This is a genomic window from Moritella sp. 28 (genome assembly GCF_018219435.1).
Taxonomy (GTDB): Bacteria; Pseudomonadota; Gammaproteobacteria; order Enterobacterales; family Moritellaceae; genus Moritella.
Map to the genome: position 1 here is coordinate 4,948,572 of NZ_CP056121.1, position 16,910 is coordinate 4,965,481.

Here is a 16,910-nt window from a genome sequence, read left to right on the forward strand (position 1 = left end):
TTAGCTTTGCATTTAATACCAAAATGCAAAGCTAGCATGATCCATATCGTAGTAGCTTGAGTATAAATCTTCTGATAATATATGTTTATATGTACAGTGGATTCGTGAGTGATTATGCGACTAGATAAGATCCCGGTTATCGAGTTAAAAGGTGTTGGCGCCAAAATGGCCGAGAAATTAGCAAAGCTGAACTTAGTCACAGTTCAGGATCTGCTGTTTCATCTACCAAGCCGATATCAAGATCGTACGACCATCTATCCGATTCAAGACCTTTTACCCGGTCTACACGGTACTATCGAAGGCGAGATCGTCAGTTGCGATGTCACGTTTGGTAAACGCAAAATAATGTCTTGTAAAGTCAACGACGGCACAGGCATCATCACCTTATTATTTTTCCATTTTAATGCCGGACAAAAAAACAGTTTCAGTGTCGGAAAAACAATTACCGCATTTGGCGAGTTTCGCCGTGGCCGCTTTGGTTATGAAATTGTCCATCCAGAATATAAACTTGCGCATGCTACCAGCTCAGAAATGAGTGAAGAAACGCTAACACCTGTATATCCTTCAACAGATGGGTTAAAGCAGCTTACCTTACGAAATCTAACAGACCAAGCACTGCAACACTTAACACAAACGACATTACAAGAGCTATTACCTGAAGGTTTATACACAGGACAAATCGAGTTAAATCATGCAATCCAACTATTGCACCGACCAACACCCGATGTCTCACTTGAGCTGCTAGAACAAGGTCAACACCCTGCGCAGCAACGCCTTATTATTGAAGAACTACTGGCGCAAAATATCAGCATGCTGCAATTACGCAAAAAAATGCAGCAGCATCCCGCAATCAAATTGCAGTCCAGCAAAACAATTACCGATAAATTTTTGGCACAATTACCTTTTACGCCAACCAATGCCCAACAACGTGTTGTTGCTGAAATCAAACAGGACCTCCAGAAAGCCTACCCTATGATGCGTTTGGTTCAAGGTGACGTTGGGTCAGGCAAAACCCTTGTTGCAGCCTTAGCGGCCCTTCAGGCTATCGGTAATGGCTATCAGGTGGCATTGATGGCTCCAACTGAGATATTAGCCGAGCAACATGCACTTAATTTCAAAGGCTGGTTCAATCAGCTGGGTATCAAAGTCGGCTGGTTATCTGGTAAACAAAAAGGTAAAGCGCGAGAAGCGGAGCTAGAATCGATTGCTAGTGGCGAAACGCAAATGATTGTCGGCACCCATGCCATTTTTCAAGATGCAGTAAAATTCTTAAATTTAACCTTAGTCATTATTGATGAGCAACATCGTTTTGGTGTAGAGCAACGCCTTGCCCTACGTGAAAAAGGCGCGGTCAGTGGTTTATACCCGCACCAATTATTTATGACAGCAACCCCTATCCCACGCACCTTGGCCATGACCGCTTATGCAGATTTAAATACCTCGGTCATTGACGAATTACCACCAGGGCGAACCCCTATTACCACGGTGGTGATGCCCGATAGCAAACGCGGAAAGATCATCGAACGGGTTGAATTAGCCGTTAAAAATGAAGGTCGTCAAGTCTATTGGGTGTGTACTCTCATTGAAGAATCTGAGGTGTTAGAGGCCCAAGCCGCTGAAGATACCGCTAATGATTTACAAAAAATGTTACCTGACTTACGAATTGGTTTAGTACATGGCAGAATGAAAGCCATTGAAAAACAATACGTAATGGAAGCTTTTAAGAACAAGCAGTTGGATTTATTAGTCGCAACCACTGTTATTGAAGTCGGTGTTGATGTGCCAAATGCAAGTTTGATGATTATCGAAAATCCAGAGCGTTTGGGTCTGGCACAATTACATCAGCTACGTGGTCGAGTCGGCCGTGGGAAAGTGGCCAGCCACTGTGTATTACTTTATCACGCACCACTTTCCGATACCGGCAGTAAGCGTTTATCGGTATTACGGGAAACCACCGACGGATTCAAAATTGCACAACGAGACCTCGAGATCCGTGGCCCCGGCGAGATGCTAGGTAGTAAACAAACCGGTATTGCAGACTTAAAAGTGGCAGACTTAGTTCGCGACCAACAACTTATTCCTCTAGTCCAAAATATTGCTCGCCACTTACTGCAACAGCATCCCGATAATGCCCATGCGATCACCCAACGTTGGATGGCAGACAAGGACATTTATTCCAACGCTTAACCTGTCATTTAATAAACAGCGCTAACGCTAGACACCGACAGGTATCACAACGAAGGTCGCACTGAAAACCGCGGCCAATTTCGGGCCACTGTAAACGTCAACGTCAATATCCAACTTGGCATTACGCCCTTCTAATAATTCCAGCAAGCTGCCCTTCATCCGATATTTATGTGCCACAGCAAAGGGTTCCAAATTAATCGGGCGTTTATAATTAATACAGCCTTTCGACAGCACTATATTCCCCAATAACCCCTGCTCTTTTAACATTAACCAAACCAATCCCCAGCCTGTTAGCGTCGCCTGGCTATAAATACTGCCAGCAAACATGGTATCGTGAACATTCACATTGGCATTTAATGGCGCTGCAGTTTCAAATCGCCAACCACTGTACTGACGAATATTAATACCCATGTGTTGGCTAATCGGGATCTTGCTTGCCCATTCTTGTTGTAGTTCAGCGCACCAATCTGGATGTCGTAAAATCTTATCCATGGCATTCACTTCTTTAATCATCTGACGATGACGAACACCTTCACTAATTTGGCCACTGCCCACTAAAGAAAAACCGCATTTTTCATAAAACGGCACCGCTTCAACACGTGCATTCATGACAATGCGTTCACTACCGGCCTTGTAAGCTTCATCTTCTAAAGCCGAGATCAGTAAACTGCCTAAGCCCTGCTTACGGTGATTAGGATCAACGGCCATATAGTGAATCTGTGATTCATCCGCACCCGCGGTGTAAATCCGCCCACACGCGATGGGTGTGCCAGCATTATTCAAAATCATACGATGTTCGCTGTGCTCATCATAGATATCTTTTTCGCTACCACGCGGACGTTGTAATGGTGCTCTTAATAACGACCAGCGCAAATGATAATAATCTTCTAACTCTTGTTCCGTTTCAGGTATATGCACATGAAACATATTCTCTCCTTGTCTATTATCACTCATGGTCTGCAGTCTACACTTGCAGCCAAAAAGTAACCGGTCCATCATTGACTAACGACACTTGCATATCTGCAGCAAAGCGCCCAGTCTCTGTCGTTATTTGTTTTTGATGACATTGACCAACAAAATATTCATATAAATGACTGGCATCAGCGGGAGCAGCAGCAGTCGAAAAGCTCGGCCTTGTACCAGAATTAGTGTCTGCCGCTAAAGTAAATTGCGATACCACTAACAGTTCGCCATTGACTTGTTGAACATTTAAATTCATTTTATCGTCTGTATCACTAAAAACGCGATACGCTAATAATTTTTCACATAAACGCTTGGCTTTCGCCTCGGTATCACCTTTCTCGATGCCTAATAACACCACTAAGCCTTGGCCTATTTTACCGATAACGTCGTCTTCAACGGTTACATCTGCTTTGCGCACACGCTGGATCAATGCGATCATGCCATTCCTCAATAATCATTATTAAAATTTAATGTTATTGATAATACCGAAACTCCTTAAATTAATCACTGACAAACTCAAACGCAATAATCTCAGCCATGAGTTCTGTTGCTTTTCGTAACGCATCTATCATGCCAGGTTCACAATCAAAATGACCCGCATGAGGCACAATAAACAGCTTAGCTAATGAGAGGTGCTGACATAATTCGTACGCAGGCCCCAACGGATTAGAGATATCAAAGCGCCCATGCACCATAATTATCGGTAAATGTGATAATGAGTCTAGACACTTAAAAATATAATTGTCAGAAATAAAACAATTTTTCGAAAAATAATGACATTGTAGCGTCGACATACTAAGCGCCACATTAGCATCAATCAGATCCACTTTACTGCGGAATTCAGGATGTGGATTACCAATTTGCGCTTGCCACTCTACCCAAGCTTTTGCCGCTGCCATTTTTTCTATCTCATTATCACTGACTAACAACTGACTATATGCAGAGAGTAAGGCACCATAATCCCTTCCATTAGCACGGCTAACTAGCTGCTTAAAATGATCAGGAAACAACTGTGCGGCACCACCCGATGCTGAAAATTGCCACGTTAAATCCTGATTACGCGCTAAAAATAAACTGTGTAGTATTAAGCCTTGTACCTTATCTTGATGGCTCAAACTATACAGTAGCGCTAACGTAGCCCCCCAACCTTCACCGAATAATACGCAACGGCGAATATCTAACAGCGTTAAGATAGCACTAATATCCTGCAATAAATCTTGGGTGGTATTGTCTTCAATACAGGCATACGGTTTAGAGCGCCCACAGCCACGTTGGTCAAACAAAATTATTCGGTATAGCTTAGGGTCGAATAAACGTCTATCATCTTCCAGAACCCCCTTACCTGGACCATCATGCAGAAATAATAGCGGTATACCATCAGGATTACCCACTTCCTCAATATAAAGACTGTGCAGAGAGCTTACAGATAAATGATGTTCAGCATAATGCTGAATGGCCGGGTACAGTCCAATCATAGCAATATCAACCTCTTATCCACAACAAAAGACACTAGAGGTTGATAGCTTAACCTAACATTAGCGCAACAATGTTAACCCGCTTACAGTATTAACTTTGCCTTACTTAGTCAGAGCTGGCATCCATAGATAGATGTTTTTGCTGTTGATTTTGTGACTGTTTTTTCAATTTAACCTGTGCTTTTTTATGCTCATCAAACTCTGTTAATGAGGCGGTAATTTCAGCCCCGAGTAGGACAATCAACCAGCATAGGTAAATCCAAACTAATAAGATAGGTATAGTTGCTAATGCGCCATAAATCACTTCATAAGATGGAAATTGTACTAAATACCAAGTAAAGATCCGTTTGATACCTTCAAATAGCAAAGCACTAATCGAGGCGCCAATAAATGCATAAAGTAACGGTACGTGACGATGAGGAATAACCACATACATCACAAATAAACCCAGTGTACCCAGCAAGGCAGGTACCAACTTTAACAAGCTAACAATCCCGGTCACTTCAGTCACATCAGAAACAAACGATAAAGATAATAAATAAGACGAAATACCTAAACTAATGGCAATAAATAATGGACCAAAAGTTAATATCAACCAATACACCGCAAATGATAAAAAGAAACTACGTTCAATTTTACAACGCCAAATATGATTAATGTGCTTATCAATGGTATTAATTAGCAGCAATGCCACCATAAACAGCGCGCCAGAGCCAATCGAGGTCATTTTCCCTGTATTGGCAACAAAATCCTGTAAATACTCTTGAATCGTACCCGTCGCATGTGGCACTAAATTGGTATATAAAAATGCTTCAACACTTTGCTGCCAACTTTCAAAAATAGGAAAAGCCGACATCACCGAAAATACGACAGTGATTAATGGGACGAGAGAAAGTAACGTTGTATACGCTAACGCACTGGCGTTAACCGTGATCCGATCATCACTCACGCGTTTACCTAAATAACGCAAAAATGCAAAGCAATTTAACAAAAACAACCACAACACGGTTTTAGTTTTTGCCAACCACTGCAGTAACGGATGTTGATAAGATGACTTAACCACAGGTTCCCTCCCTGGTAATTTTAAGGTAAAAAAAAGGTGATACCTAAGTATCACCTTTTTTTATAATAGCGCCAAGATTATTAAATAATAACCTTAATTAACTATTATTTAGCTGGACGGCTAGCACGTTTACGTTCGTTTTCAGTAAGGAAACGCTTACGGATACGAATGCTTTGTGGTGTAACTTCAACTAATTCGTCATCATCAATGAATTCTAGAGCTTGCTCTAGCGTCATTTTGATTGGCGTAGTTAGTGTTTGTGCTTCATCTGTACCAGAAGAACGTACGTTAGTTAGCTGCTTACCTTTCAAGCAGTTAACAGTAAGATCGTTAGAGCGAGAGTGAATACCCACGATTTGACCTTCGTAAACTTCTTGAGCGTGTTCGATGAATAGACGACCACGTTCTTGTAAGCCGAATAGAGAGTAAGTTAGTGCTTTACCCATCGCGTTAGATACTAATACACCATTTTGACGTAGTGCAAAAGTACCGCCTTTATGTGGGCCATACTGTAGGAATGTATGGTACATAAGACCAGAACCAGACGTGATTGTCATGAATTCAGTTTGGAAACCGATTAGGCCACGGCTAGGAACGATGAAGTCCATACGGATACGCCCTTTACCATCAGGTGCCATATCTGTAAGTTCAGCTTTACGCATGCCCATTTTTTCCATAACTGGACCTTGATGCGCTTCTTCAACATCAATAGTAACCGTTTCATATGGTTCTTGAGTTTCGCCATCTTTTTGAATCATGATCACTTCAGGACGAGATACAGCTAGCTCGAAACCTTCACGACGCATGTTTTCAATTAAGATACCTAGGTGAAGTTCACCACGGCCTGAAACTTTAAATTTATCTGGATCATCTGTTTGTTCAACACGTAATGCAACGTTGTGAACAAGTTCAGCTTCTAGACGTTCAAGGATGTTACGTGAAGTAACAAACTTACCTTCTTTACCACAGAATGGAGAGTTGTTTACTTGGAAAGTCATTGTTACTGTTGGTTCATCAACAGACAATGCAGGTAGTGCTTCAACAGCAGAAGGCGCACAGATAGTGTCAGAAATCTTAAGTTGACCTAGACCTGTGATTGCGATGATATCGCCAGCTTGCGCTTCTTCAGTTTCATGACGCTCAAGACCCATGTAACCAAGTACAGTACCTACTTTACCGTTACGGATATGACCATCAGCACAAATAACACTAACTTGTTGATTTGGTTTAACAGAACCACGTGTTACACGGCCAACACCGATCACGCCAACATATGAGTTGTGATCAAGTTGCGAGATTTGCATTTGGAAATCACCATCACGATCGCCTTCTGGAGCAGAAACACCATCAACGATAGCTTGGAATAAAGGTTCCATGTTTTCAGTAGCTTCTTCAGACTCAACGTTAGCCCAACCATTAAGTGCAGATGCGTAAACAACTTTAAAATCTAGCTGTTCATCAGTTGCGCCTAGGTTATCAAACAGATCGAAGATTTGATCCATAACCCATTCAGGGCGAGAACCAGGTTTATCGATTTTGTTGATAACAACAATTGGCTTAAGGCCATGTGCAAATGCTTTTTGCGTTACGAAACGCGTTTGTGGCATAGGACCATCAACAGCATCAACGATTAAGCAAACACTATCAACCATAGACATAATACGCTCAACTTCACCACCGAAATCGGCGTGTCCTGGAGTATCTACGATGTTGATACGGTAATCTTTCCATGTAATAGCAGTATTCTTAGCAAGAATTGTAATACCACGTTCTTTTTCAAGATCGTTAGAATCCATTACACGTTCTTCATTACCACCACGTTTCTCTAAAGTACCTGACTGTTCTAATAACTTGTCAACTAAAGTAGTTTTACCGTGGTCAACGTGAGCGATAATCGCAATGTTGCGTAGTTTATCTAGCACTGTGATGCCTCTATATATTTTATATGGGTAAAAATTAGGCGGTATTGTAACCGCCTCCTTGTGATCTACCTAGCAAAATTTTGGCACAGAGTAAAATGATTGCAATTTATTTTATTTAAAAACCAAGCAATAGCCACTAAATGGGCTTTTAGCACACAAAATATAAATAAATATAGGCCGTATCACACAGTGATCAATTAGACTTACAGATGAGACGTTTTATCAACTATATTTGAATACGATTTTACTGGTAATCCCTGAAAATAAACCATAATATCGAACTTAGTAATAGTAAATGTACGCGTTTTTTTACCGCAACAATCGCTGCACCAAACAAGTGCGTAGCACGCACGATCTTCGTGCAGCAATAGATTGGAGCAAGGGAGAATACGCACACTAAAGCAATAAAATCAACAACTTAAATAGTTGGCACATATATGGCATTATTTAAATCATGATTGTTTACAGTCAGCCACTTTAAATTAAGCCATCATATTGATGACACCGGAGGTTATTTTTTATGTCAGCAGAAAACGTATTAGCTCTAATTAAAGAACAAGACGTTAAATTTGTAGATTTACGTTTTACAGATACTAAAGGTAAAGAGCAGCACGTATCTCTACCACATCATCAAGTTAATGCCGGCTTCTTTGAAGAAGGTAAAATGTTTGATGGTTCATCAATTGAAGGTTGGAAAGGCATCAACGAATCTGACATGATTTTAATGCCAGATCCGGCAACAGCTGTACTTGACCCGTTCACAGAAGCAACAACTCTGAACCTTCGTTGTGACGTACTCGAACCTGCAACAATGCAAGGTTATAGCCGTGACCCACGTTCAGTAGCAAAGCGTGCACTTGCATACTTACGCTCAACAGGTATCGCTGATGATGTATTCTTCGGTCCTGAACCAGAATTCTTCCTATTTGATGATGTTAAGTACAAAACTGACATGTCAGGTAGTATGTACAAGATTGACGCTGAAGAAGCTTCTTGGAACTCTGATAAAGAGTACGAAGGCGGCAACATGGGTCACCGTCCAGGTGTTAAAGGTGGTTACTTCCCAGTATCACCAGTTGACTCTGCACAAGACATCCGTAGTGCAATGTGCCTAATAATGGAAGAAATGGGCTTAACAGTTGAAGCGCATCACCATGAAGTAGCGACAGCAGGTCAAAACGAGATCGCAGCACTATATAACTCAATCGTTGAAAAAGCGGATGAAGTTCAAATCACTAAATACGTTATCCATAATGTTGCACACGCTTACGGCAAAACAGCAACATTTATGCCTAAGCCACTTGTAGGCGATAACGGTTCAGGCATGCATTGTCACCAATCACTACAGAAAAATGGCGAAAACATTTTTTCTGGTGATCTGTATGGCGGTCTTTCTGAAACTGCACTTCATTACATTGGTGGTATCATCAAGCACGCAAAAGCAATTAACGCATTTGCTAACCCAGCAACTAACTCGTACAAACGTTTAGTCCCAGGTTTTGAAGCACCAGTAATGCTAGCTTACTCAGCGCGTAACCGTTCTGCATCAATCCGTATCCCAATCGTACCATCGCCAAAAGCGACACGTATTGAAGTTCGTTTCCCAGATCCAGCAGCAAACCCATACTTAGCATTCTCTGCGATGTTAATGGCAGGTATTGACGGTATTAAAAACCGTATTCACCCTGGTGATGCAATGGATAAAGATCTATACGACCTTCCAGCAGAAGAAGCAGCAGAAATTCCACAAGTTGCCTCTTCACTACAAGAAGCACTATCAGCACTAGATACTGACCGTGACTTCTTAACGGCTGGCGATGTAATGGCTGACGATACAATCGATGCTTACATTGCAATAAAAGAAGAAGAAGTTGAAAGACTGAACATGACAACTCACCCAGTTGAGTTTGAAATGTACTACAGCGTATAATTTCTTATTAATAAAAATTAATATCAAAAAACCCGCTATTTAGCGGGTTTTTTATTTGTGAAATAAATGTAACTAGGTGAAAATAACCATACAAATCAAGTAATCAAAGACAGGATGTCGCCATGAAATACGTAATGTTATTCATATTAATAATCACAAGCTATACTAGTGTTGCCGCTATTTATCAATGGACTGATGAACAAGGTATTACCCACTTTTCGGATGATGAAAGTAAACCAGCATCAGCCAAAGAAATTGATGTGAAGCTAACTCCACCTTCCATTGACTCTCTTACTCAATCAATTCCTCCGAAAACAAGTCATGCAAAAACCACAATGAATGACAAATCAGTCACGCCAAGTAGCATTCATATCAGCACACCACGCGATCAACAAACAATACGCAGTAATACTGGCGAAATCACAGTGTCTGCCACTCTCAGTTCAACACTGCTGTACGGTTCAAGTATTCGTTTATTAATTGATGGCATTACTTATAGTGAGCAAATTGAGAAGCAATTTGATGTCACAAACGTACCCATTGGTACGCATAAATTACAGTTACAAATAATTAACAACTTAGGCAAGGTAATTGCATCATCAGAGCTCATTACTGTTTATTTACATCGATTTAAGGCCAACTAAGCATTTCCGCTTTAATTTCACCACGCTGTACAGTAATATTTTAAAGTGAGCACCGAATTGGTGCGTTCAGTCACGGGATGTTTATCCTAATAAGGAAGTGCCATGGTAATGCTCCCAGAACCTCAACAGTCATTAATGAATAGCTTAGTTTCTTCGGTTTTCGTTCTCAATCATGATCTGTATATAAAATATCTCAATCCAGCGGGTGAACAACTATTAGGATCCAGTGCCAGTCGTGTGCTTGATGTGAAGATCACGGATATCATCGAACATACAACACTCGACCTTTCATTATTAGCAAGCATAATTAAAACAGGGCAAGGATTTACTGATAATGAAGTATCATTAGTCATTGATGATCGCCAACTATTAGTCGAAATTTCAGCAACATTAACGAACTTTAACTCGGAAGTCTGTGTTCTAATTGAAGCGAGACAAATAGACTTACAAAAGAAAATTAGCCAAGAACTTTATCAACACGTACAACAGCAAGCTGCACAAGAATTAGTACGTGGCTTGGCCCATGAAATTAAAAACCCACTCGGGGGATTACGTGGCGCCGCACAATTATTAGAGAAAGAACTACCAACGCCGGAATTAAAAGAATTTACAGGTATTATCATCGAACAAGCCGATCGATTACGGACGCTAGTTGACCGTTTATTGGGGCCACAAAAGCCTGGTCAGCAAACCATTTTAAATATTCATTCCGTCATTGAAAAAGTAAAACAGTTAGTCGAGTTTGATTTACCGTCAGGTATTATTATCGAACGAGATTATGATCCATCAATACCTGATTTTGAGATGGAACCAGACCTATTACAACAAGCACTACTTAATATAATTAGTAATGCCGTTCAAATACTAAAAGAACATGGCATCATTAAAATTATTACGCGTACAGCACATCAAGTGAATATCCAAGGACAGAAATATCGCTTATGTGCTGAAATAAAAATCATTGATAACGGACCCGGTATTCCAGAGCACATTAAAGATACCTTGTTCTACCCAATGGTTACTGCACGTGAAGGCGGCACCGGACTTGGACTTTCTATTGCTCAAAACCTGATTAAGCAACACAAGGGGAAAATTGAGTGCCATAGCTGGCCAGGTCATACCGAATTTGCCATTTATCTGCCACTAAGAAAATAAAGGATTAAACTATGACAACAGCAACAGTTTGGATTGTCGATGACGATAGTTCTATCCGCTGGGTTCTCGACAAAGCATTAAAATCACAGAAATTTGAAACCTCTGCATTTAGTGGTGCGCATGCCTTATTAAATAAACTCGAATTCGAACAGCCAGATATCATTATTTCTGATATCCGCATGCCAGAAATGAGCGGGTTAGAATTAATGAATAAAGTACATGCCATTCACCCTGACCTCCCGATCATCATAATGACTGCCCATTCCGATCTCGACAGTGCAGTCAATGCGTATCAGGCTGGTGCATTTGAATACTTACCAAAACCGTTTGATATTGATGAAGCCGTATCCTTAGCGACTCGTGCAGTGACTCATGCCAAAGAGCAAAGCAAAAACCGCCGTAAAAATAATAAAGTCGCGCCAGTGACTGAAATTATTGGTGAAGCACCGGCCATGCAGGAAGTATTTCGCGCTATCGGTCGCTTATCACGTTCTTCGATCAGCGTATTAATTAATGGTGAATCTGGCACAGGTAAAGAATTAGTTGCACAAGCGCTACACAAACACAGCCCACGCGTAAATAACGAATTCATTGCCTTAAACATGGCTGCAATACCCAAAGATTTGATTGAATCAGAACTTTTTGGTCATGAAAAAGGTGCTTTCACTGGCGCAGCAGGTGTGCGTAATGGTCGCTTTGAACAAGCTAATGGCGGTACCCTATTTTTAGATGAGATCGGGGATATGCCGATTGATATTCAAACGCGATTATTGCGGGTACTTTCTGATGGGCAGTTTTACCGTGTAGGGGGCCATTCTCCGGTGAGCGTGGATGTACGAATCATCGCAGCAACGCATCAAAACTTAGAAAAGAAAGTAGCTGATGGTAGTTTTCGTGAAGACTTATTCCATCGTTTGAACGTCATTCGTATTCATATTCCATCGTTAAATGAACGTCGAGAAGATATTCCTAAACTCGCCAATCATTTTTTAATCAGAGCGGGTAAAGAGCTGAGTGTCGAAACCAAAATTCTCAGTAAAGAAGCACAAACCTATTTAGCCAATCATCATTGGTCCGGTAACGTTCGCCAACTTGAAAATATTTGTCGTTGGTTAACCGTGATGGCCAGCGGCCAAGAAATATTCATTGCTGATTTACCTTCTGAGATCACCGAAGAGCAATCGCCTTTAATAAGTCATGGTAGCGCGGCTCAAAGTGGCGACTGGCGCACACAATTAAAAACCTGGACGGCACAGCAACTCGCATCAGGACAGAGTGATATCCTTGCTGAAGCAATGCCCGATTTTGAACGTATCATGTTACAAACCGCACTCGAGTACACACAAGGTCATAAACAAGATGCAGCAAAACTACTGGGTTGGGGTCGTAATACTCTCACCCGTAAGTTGAAGGAACTCGATATTAATTAATTATGCTTAGGCAGTTAACCTATTCTTTAAGTTAACTGCCGCTTACTAATTCAGTGAGTCATGTTTCTCAATAATATAATTATGGAGTATCAAAGCTAAGTCATTATCAATATCAAAATTCAACGCCAGCCCTTTGCCATTATTATTTTCATTTTCAATCCGTACAACGTTAGCCTTAACTAAATGAAAACCACGTTGTGGAATCTTTAAATAAAAGTTCACACGGTCCCCTTTTTGAAGGTTAAAATCAATAGACGAAAATTGCTGCGCACTGCATAACATAAATAATCCCGACGTCGATATATTCAGAACAGCCCCCAATAAGACTTCACCTTTCGGATCAAATACCTTTAAACCTTTAGGATCCGACAGGCGCCAATAACGCCCTTCTCCACCTTTATGATCAATGATATCGGGAGGACCAAGCTCCTTTAGCTCATCGCTATAGCCATCACTAATAAGATAAAGCGGAAAACGAAATTCCTTTTGTTCGCTTTGCGTTACCAATACAATGTCATCAGATTGCGCTAATACATCCAGCATTTTTTTTGAAATGTGCGAAATACATACTTCACGGCTAACATCATCAGCATGACTTTCAATTACTTCCTGTAATAAATTAAGTTCATCTTGAGTTAAAATATCCGTCACTTTCTTTGGCATGAAAAAACCTTTATTACTTTGTCGAGAAACATCCTGTTTGCTATACAAAGAGTGGGAGTAATTTAAATTACATTTTCATCTAGTTATACTAATCTTAGTAAACCAGAACAGCTTTAACCTTGCAAATATAAAAACTGTGAGCTTGATGCACTGTCATAAAAGTAAGTATTAACAAATAACGATTCCGATGTAGCAACAATGGAGCCGAACATGGAAGTAAATCTAGATAATATAAATAATGAAGTCTGTCTAATAGAAACGATAGAAGTAAAAGGCGAGTTTATTATGGAAAAACGTCACCGCCATGAGCGGCGGCAACGTTCATTAAATCATTGCTCTCGTTATGAGCGCCGTGTTCATGATCGACGCGGTGCCCTTAGCAACAAGATTGATATTACAATCTAATATCTAATATCTAATATCTAATGATGGTGATGATGCGGTTTCGCATTTCTAAAACTATGCGGTAATAATTCCAGCATAAAGCTACGCGCACCGCGACGTAAAATACTTATAGAAAATAGAACCGTCACAATGACTAAACTTAAATAACGCCACCAATCATCTTCCCAATGTGGTGCTAGCGTTAACCATGGCTTAGGTAATTCAGGTACCCAATACATAATCCCCAGACCTAATAACAAGGCTACAGTGACAATCGCCATAACCACAGCGATTGCAATGTGCTTACCTTGGTTATCTTTAATAAAGCGGTATAAATCTAAGTTAAGCGTTGGTCCCACTAAACTAAAGGCAACAACCGCACCAGGCGATACGCCAGCAATAAGCATAATCGCTAATACAGGGGTAATACCCGTCGCACAAAAATGAAAGGGTAACGCAATCAAGATCGCCAGAACCACTTGCAACCAAGGTTCTTGCTGTAAAAACTGCCAACCAATCGTCGGGGTAAATGTTGCTGCGGCAATTAAGCCAAACAATACCCAAGGTGCTGTATGATCAATTAAATGCGCAAAACCATGTTCAAAAGCATGCTTCAAACGCGATGTAGATTGTTTTAGCTGTTCAGGTGTCGCACACGTTTCAGTATTTAAATCATGTTTCTTAAACAATAACCCAATCAATAAACCCAAAGTTACCGCTAAAATTATCGCCATCACTAAACGAATACCAACCCACTCAGCACCTAATAACGGTAGTGAAATAAGTAATGCATCAAACCCTATCACAGGTGATGCTACCAAAAATGACACAGCTAATGCAGAACCGCAGCCCGCTTTAATCAATTGCTTATACATGCTTGATGCATCTGGAATACAGATCGGCAGAGGTAAACCAATCAGCGTGCCTTTTAATGCACCTGCGACTGAACCAGTACTGCGTAATTGGCCAACCAGATTGAATGCAGGTTTCACAAAATTAATCAGCCATGTCAGGATATAAGCGAACAATAATGCCGGGGCCGCATGTAACGACAAGCTCACAAATCGTAATAAGGTTTCAGCTGTTCCATTACCGTGCGCATGTCCCGCATGAGCATCACGTCCCGCATGGTCATCATGTCCCGCATGGTCATCATGTCCCGCATGGTCATCATGTCCCGCATGCTCATCATGTCCCGCATGGTCATCATGTCCCGCATGGTCATCATGTCCCGCATGGTCTTCATGTCCCGCATGGTCATCATGTCCCGCATGGTCATCATGTCCCACGTGATCTTCATGTTCCGCATACTCATGTAATTTGATATCGGCCTGTAGATCAGGAGATGTCGCGATTTTTGATACCAACACGGTTTCTTCCGAACCGTGATCATGCGACGCATAACCTAACCAATGCGGCAGTAATACCGCAAGTAAACAGACAGCACCAACTAAGCTACCCGTACCAGCAGCAAATTTATCACGTTGAGTTTCTTTACCGTGTTCCTGTTTATAGGGCTGGTGAAATACGACATGTAAAATAGAACCCATCACTAATGCTTGGAACCAGATCAACCAATTGCCACTATCATGTGCGATCAGTTCACCACCCAGCCAAGTGCCTGCAACAGTTGCCACTGACATTGCCGTTAATACCGCTAACGGTAACGCTCTGCCATAATGCGGACGTAGCAACCACCATACAGTCAAACCAACAGGAAAACGATGGAGTACCACACCGATTGCCAACAAATAAGCGGTCTGATCATCTTCAATCGCAAGCGCACCACCATCGGTGAGAGCGTGTAATACTAGCCCCAACACGCCTAATATCAAGGTAACAGAATGGGTTTGCTTTGCGACTTTATGAAATATTTTTTCCACCATGCCGGGGCCAAATAAGCCAACGAGCATCAGTCCAAGAACGGCAATACCCCCACTTTCCAATAATTCAGGCAAGATATGGAATAACACCAAACCGCCAATAGAAACAAAGATAAAACTATCAAAGAGAGCAAAACGATCAGATTTAGAACCGACAAATTTACATAAATAAGGGCCAAGGAAGAGGGTCGCGATGCTCAAAAATAAAAGTAAAGACATGGTATAAACACGAGGTCAGTAAAACAGGTGTTATATTATAACATAACGGCCGTTACTGATGCCAGTCAGAATTGTTATATTATAACAATTCTGACTGGCATTAATAAAACATAGGTTAAATTAGTCGTAGTGGAGAATTATTTTACGACTTTAATATTATGTTTTTCTAATAAATTTACATATTCTAACGACGCATCTTCGTCAGTAATCACCATATCAACCTGATCAAATTGATATAATGGCGTATTATGAACTTGACCGAATTTAGAAGAATCCGTGATGACAATATTTTGTGCACCTTTCTCTAAGATAGCCACACCGACATCTGCACGCATCATATTACGGCTCGTAAAACCCGTATTTGGATGCAAACCATCAATACCTAAGAACGCCTTAGTAAAGTGAGTATGTTTGATGCAAAGACGCGTCAAGGTACCCACCATACTTTCACTTTCATGCTGGTAAAGACCACCTAACACAATAATCTTTACATCGGTTTCTTTCATTAAATGTGCAATATAGCTGCTCGGCGTAATAATGGTTACATCACTACGTTTTCCCAGTTCTTTTGCCAGTAAAGCATTAGCACTGCCCCCTTCGATCATGACAGTTTCGCCATGTTCAACAAGGCTTGCTGCACACATCGCCATTTTACGCTTGTGCTCATAATTGACCGTAATACGGTGAGAAACATTATCAGTATTATGCGGAGTAGCTCCACCATGAACACGACGGATGAATCCTTCTTTTTCTAACTTGTTCAGGTCATGACGGATCGTGACCTCTGAAACCCCCAGCTTATTCGACATTTCGCCAACAGAAGCACGTCCCTTTTCATTTACAAGGTTAATAATATCAGTATGTCGTTGCTGCATGATTTCTCATATCCCACACAATTTAAGTTTCCTATAAAGTAGATAGTACCACTTTCATCTGAAAGTCATAAGTACTAATTAGAGCTACAAATTGAAAAAACTCAGATACATTGTATA

At 41.0% G+C, this 16,910-nt stretch carries 14 protein-coding genes; 6 read left to right on the forward strand and 8 right to left on the reverse strand.

Annotated elements, in window-relative coordinates; translation table 11 throughout:
- Positions 1–114: 114 nt before the first annotated feature.
- Positions 115–2,187 carry an ATP-dependent DNA helicase RecG gene (gene recG, locus HWV02_RS22055; RefSeq protein ID WP_211690640.1) on the forward strand — a complete coding sequence of 691 codons (2,073 nt, stop codon included), beginning with the start codon at positions 115–117 and terminating at the stop codon, positions 2,185–2,187.
- A gap of 27 nt (positions 2,188–2,214) precedes the next feature.
- Here recG and HWV02_RS22060 read toward each other — a convergent pair whose 3' ends face one another.
- The 5 genes from HWV02_RS22060 to typA all read right to left on the reverse strand — a co-directional run bounded on the left by HWV02_RS22060 (position 2,215) and on the right by typA (position 7,610).
- Positions 2,215–3,114 carry a bifunctional GNAT family N-acetyltransferase/hotdog fold thioesterase gene (locus HWV02_RS22060; RefSeq protein ID WP_211677878.1) on the reverse strand — a complete coding sequence of 300 codons (900 nt, stop codon included), beginning with the start codon at positions 3,112–3,114 and terminating at the stop codon, positions 2,215–2,217.
- Between the two features lie 37 nt (positions 3,115–3,151).
- Entirely contained in the window at positions 3,152–3,589 is a 438-nt protein-coding gene (gene dtd, locus HWV02_RS22065) for a D-aminoacyl-tRNA deacylase (protein ID WP_211677879.1), read from the reverse strand.
- 61 nt (positions 3,590–3,650) lie between these two features.
- The gene (gene pip / locus HWV02_RS22070) at positions 3,651–4,625 is read right to left on the reverse strand and encodes a prolyl aminopeptidase (RefSeq protein ID WP_211677880.1); all 975 of its coding nucleotides are present in this window, start codon (positions 4,623–4,625) and stop codon (positions 3,651–3,653) included.
- Positions 4,626–4,731: 106 nt separating this feature from the next.
- Positions 4,732–5,688, reverse strand: coding sequence for a virulence factor BrkB family protein (locus HWV02_RS22075; protein ID WP_211677881.1), 957 nt, complete (start codon positions 5,686–5,688; stop codon positions 4,732–4,734).
- 104 nt (positions 5,689–5,792) lie between these two features.
- Complete coding sequence (gene typA, locus HWV02_RS22080) at positions 5,793–7,610, reverse strand: translational GTPase TypA (protein ID WP_211677882.1); 1,818 nt, start codon at positions 7,608–7,610, stop codon at positions 5,793–5,795.
- A gap of 520 nt (positions 7,611–8,130) precedes the next feature.
- Here typA and glnA point away from each other — a divergent pair.
- The 4 genes from glnA to glnG all read left to right on the forward strand — a co-directional run bounded on the left by glnA (position 8,131) and on the right by glnG (position 12,769).
- Positions 8,131–9,540 (forward strand): glutamate--ammonia ligase, encoded by a 1,410-nt coding sequence (gene glnA / locus HWV02_RS22085; protein WP_211677883.1) that lies wholly within the window; start codon positions 8,131–8,133, stop codon positions 9,538–9,540.
- Positions 9,541–9,662: 122 nt separating this feature from the next.
- Entirely contained in the window at positions 9,663–10,184 is a 522-nt protein-coding gene (locus HWV02_RS22090) for a DUF4124 domain-containing protein (RefSeq protein ID WP_211677884.1), read from the forward strand.
- A 102-nt stretch (positions 10,185–10,286) separates the two neighbouring features.
- Positions 10,287–11,339, forward strand: a complete 1,053-nt coding sequence (glnL, locus tag HWV02_RS22095; RefSeq protein WP_211677885.1) for a nitrogen regulation protein NR(II) — start codon at positions 10,287–10,289, stop codon at positions 11,337–11,339.
- A gap of 11 nt (positions 11,340–11,350) precedes the next feature.
- Positions 11,351–12,769: a nitrogen regulation protein NR(I) gene (gene glnG, locus HWV02_RS22100; protein WP_211677886.1), complete on the forward strand. Its 1,419-nt coding sequence runs from the start codon at positions 11,351–11,353 to the stop codon at positions 12,767–12,769.
- Between the two features lie 45 nt (positions 12,770–12,814).
- Here the strand turns inward: glnG and HWV02_RS22105 are convergent, their stop codons facing one another.
- Entirely contained in the window at positions 12,815–13,432 is a 618-nt protein-coding gene (locus HWV02_RS22105) for a PilZ domain-containing protein (RefSeq protein ID WP_211677887.1), read from the reverse strand.
- A 210-nt stretch (positions 13,433–13,642) separates the two neighbouring features.
- Here HWV02_RS22105 and HWV02_RS22110 point away from each other — a divergent pair, with 210 nt between their 5' ends.
- Positions 13,643–13,837, forward strand: a complete 195-nt coding sequence (locus HWV02_RS22110; RefSeq protein ID WP_211677888.1) for a hypothetical protein — start codon at positions 13,643–13,645, stop codon at positions 13,835–13,837.
- Positions 13,838–13,854: 17 nt separating this feature from the next.
- Here HWV02_RS22110 and HWV02_RS22115 read toward each other — a convergent pair whose 3' ends face one another.
- Both HWV02_RS22115 and HWV02_RS22120 read right to left on the reverse strand, forming a co-directional pair.
- On the reverse strand, positions 13,855–15,918 hold the full coding sequence (locus HWV02_RS22115; RefSeq protein WP_211689340.1) for a permease: 2,064 nt from the start codon (positions 15,916–15,918) through the stop codon (positions 13,855–13,857).
- Between the two features lie 137 nt (positions 15,919–16,055).
- On the reverse strand, positions 16,056–16,793 hold the full coding sequence (locus tag HWV02_RS22120) for a DNA-binding transcriptional regulator YciT (protein WP_211677890.1): 738 nt from the start codon (positions 16,791–16,793) through the stop codon (positions 16,056–16,058).
- Between the last annotated feature and the right edge of the window lie 117 nt (positions 16,794–16,910).

Bases quoted from the DNA above. Each gene is read 5' to 3' on its own strand.
- HWV02_RS22105 (WP_211677887.1), bottom strand. From the start codon at position 13,432: ATGCCAAAGAAAGTGACGGATATTTTAACTCAAGATGAACTTAATTTA.
- dtd (WP_211677879.1), bottom strand. From the start codon at position 3,589: ATGATCGCATTGATCCAGCGTGTGCGCAAAGCAGATGTAACCGTTGAA.
- HWV02_RS22090 (WP_211677884.1), top strand. From the start codon at position 9,663: ATGAAATACGTAATGTTATTCATATTAATAATCACAAGCTATACTAGT.
- HWV02_RS22060 (WP_211677878.1), bottom strand. From the start codon at position 3,114: ATGTTTCATGTGCATATACCTGAAACGGAACAAGAGTTAGAAGATTAT.
- glnA (WP_211677883.1), top strand. From the start codon at position 8,131: ATGTCAGCAGAAAACGTATTAGCTCTAATTAAAGAACAAGACGTTAAA.
- glnL (WP_211677885.1), top strand. From the start codon at position 10,287: ATGGTAATGCTCCCAGAACCTCAACAGTCATTAATGAATAGCTTAGTT.
- HWV02_RS22115 (WP_211689340.1), bottom strand. From the start codon at position 15,918: ATGTCTTTACTTTTATTTTTGAGCATCGCGACCCTCTTCCTTGGCCCT.
- HWV02_RS22120 (WP_211677890.1), bottom strand. From the start codon at position 16,793: ATGCAGCAACGACATACTGATATTATTAACCTTGTAAATGAAAAGGGA.
- recG (WP_211690640.1), top strand. From the start codon at position 115: ATGCGACTAGATAAGATCCCGGTTATCGAGTTAAAAGGTGTTGGCGCC.
- HWV02_RS22110 (WP_211677888.1), top strand. From the start codon at position 13,643: ATGGAAGTAAATCTAGATAATATAAATAATGAAGTCTGTCTAATAGAA.
- glnG (WP_211677886.1), top strand. From the start codon at position 11,351: ATGACAACAGCAACAGTTTGGATTGTCGATGACGATAGTTCTATCCGC.
- pip (WP_211677880.1), bottom strand. From the start codon at position 4,625: ATGATTGGACTGTACCCGGCCATTCAGCATTATGCTGAACATCATTTA.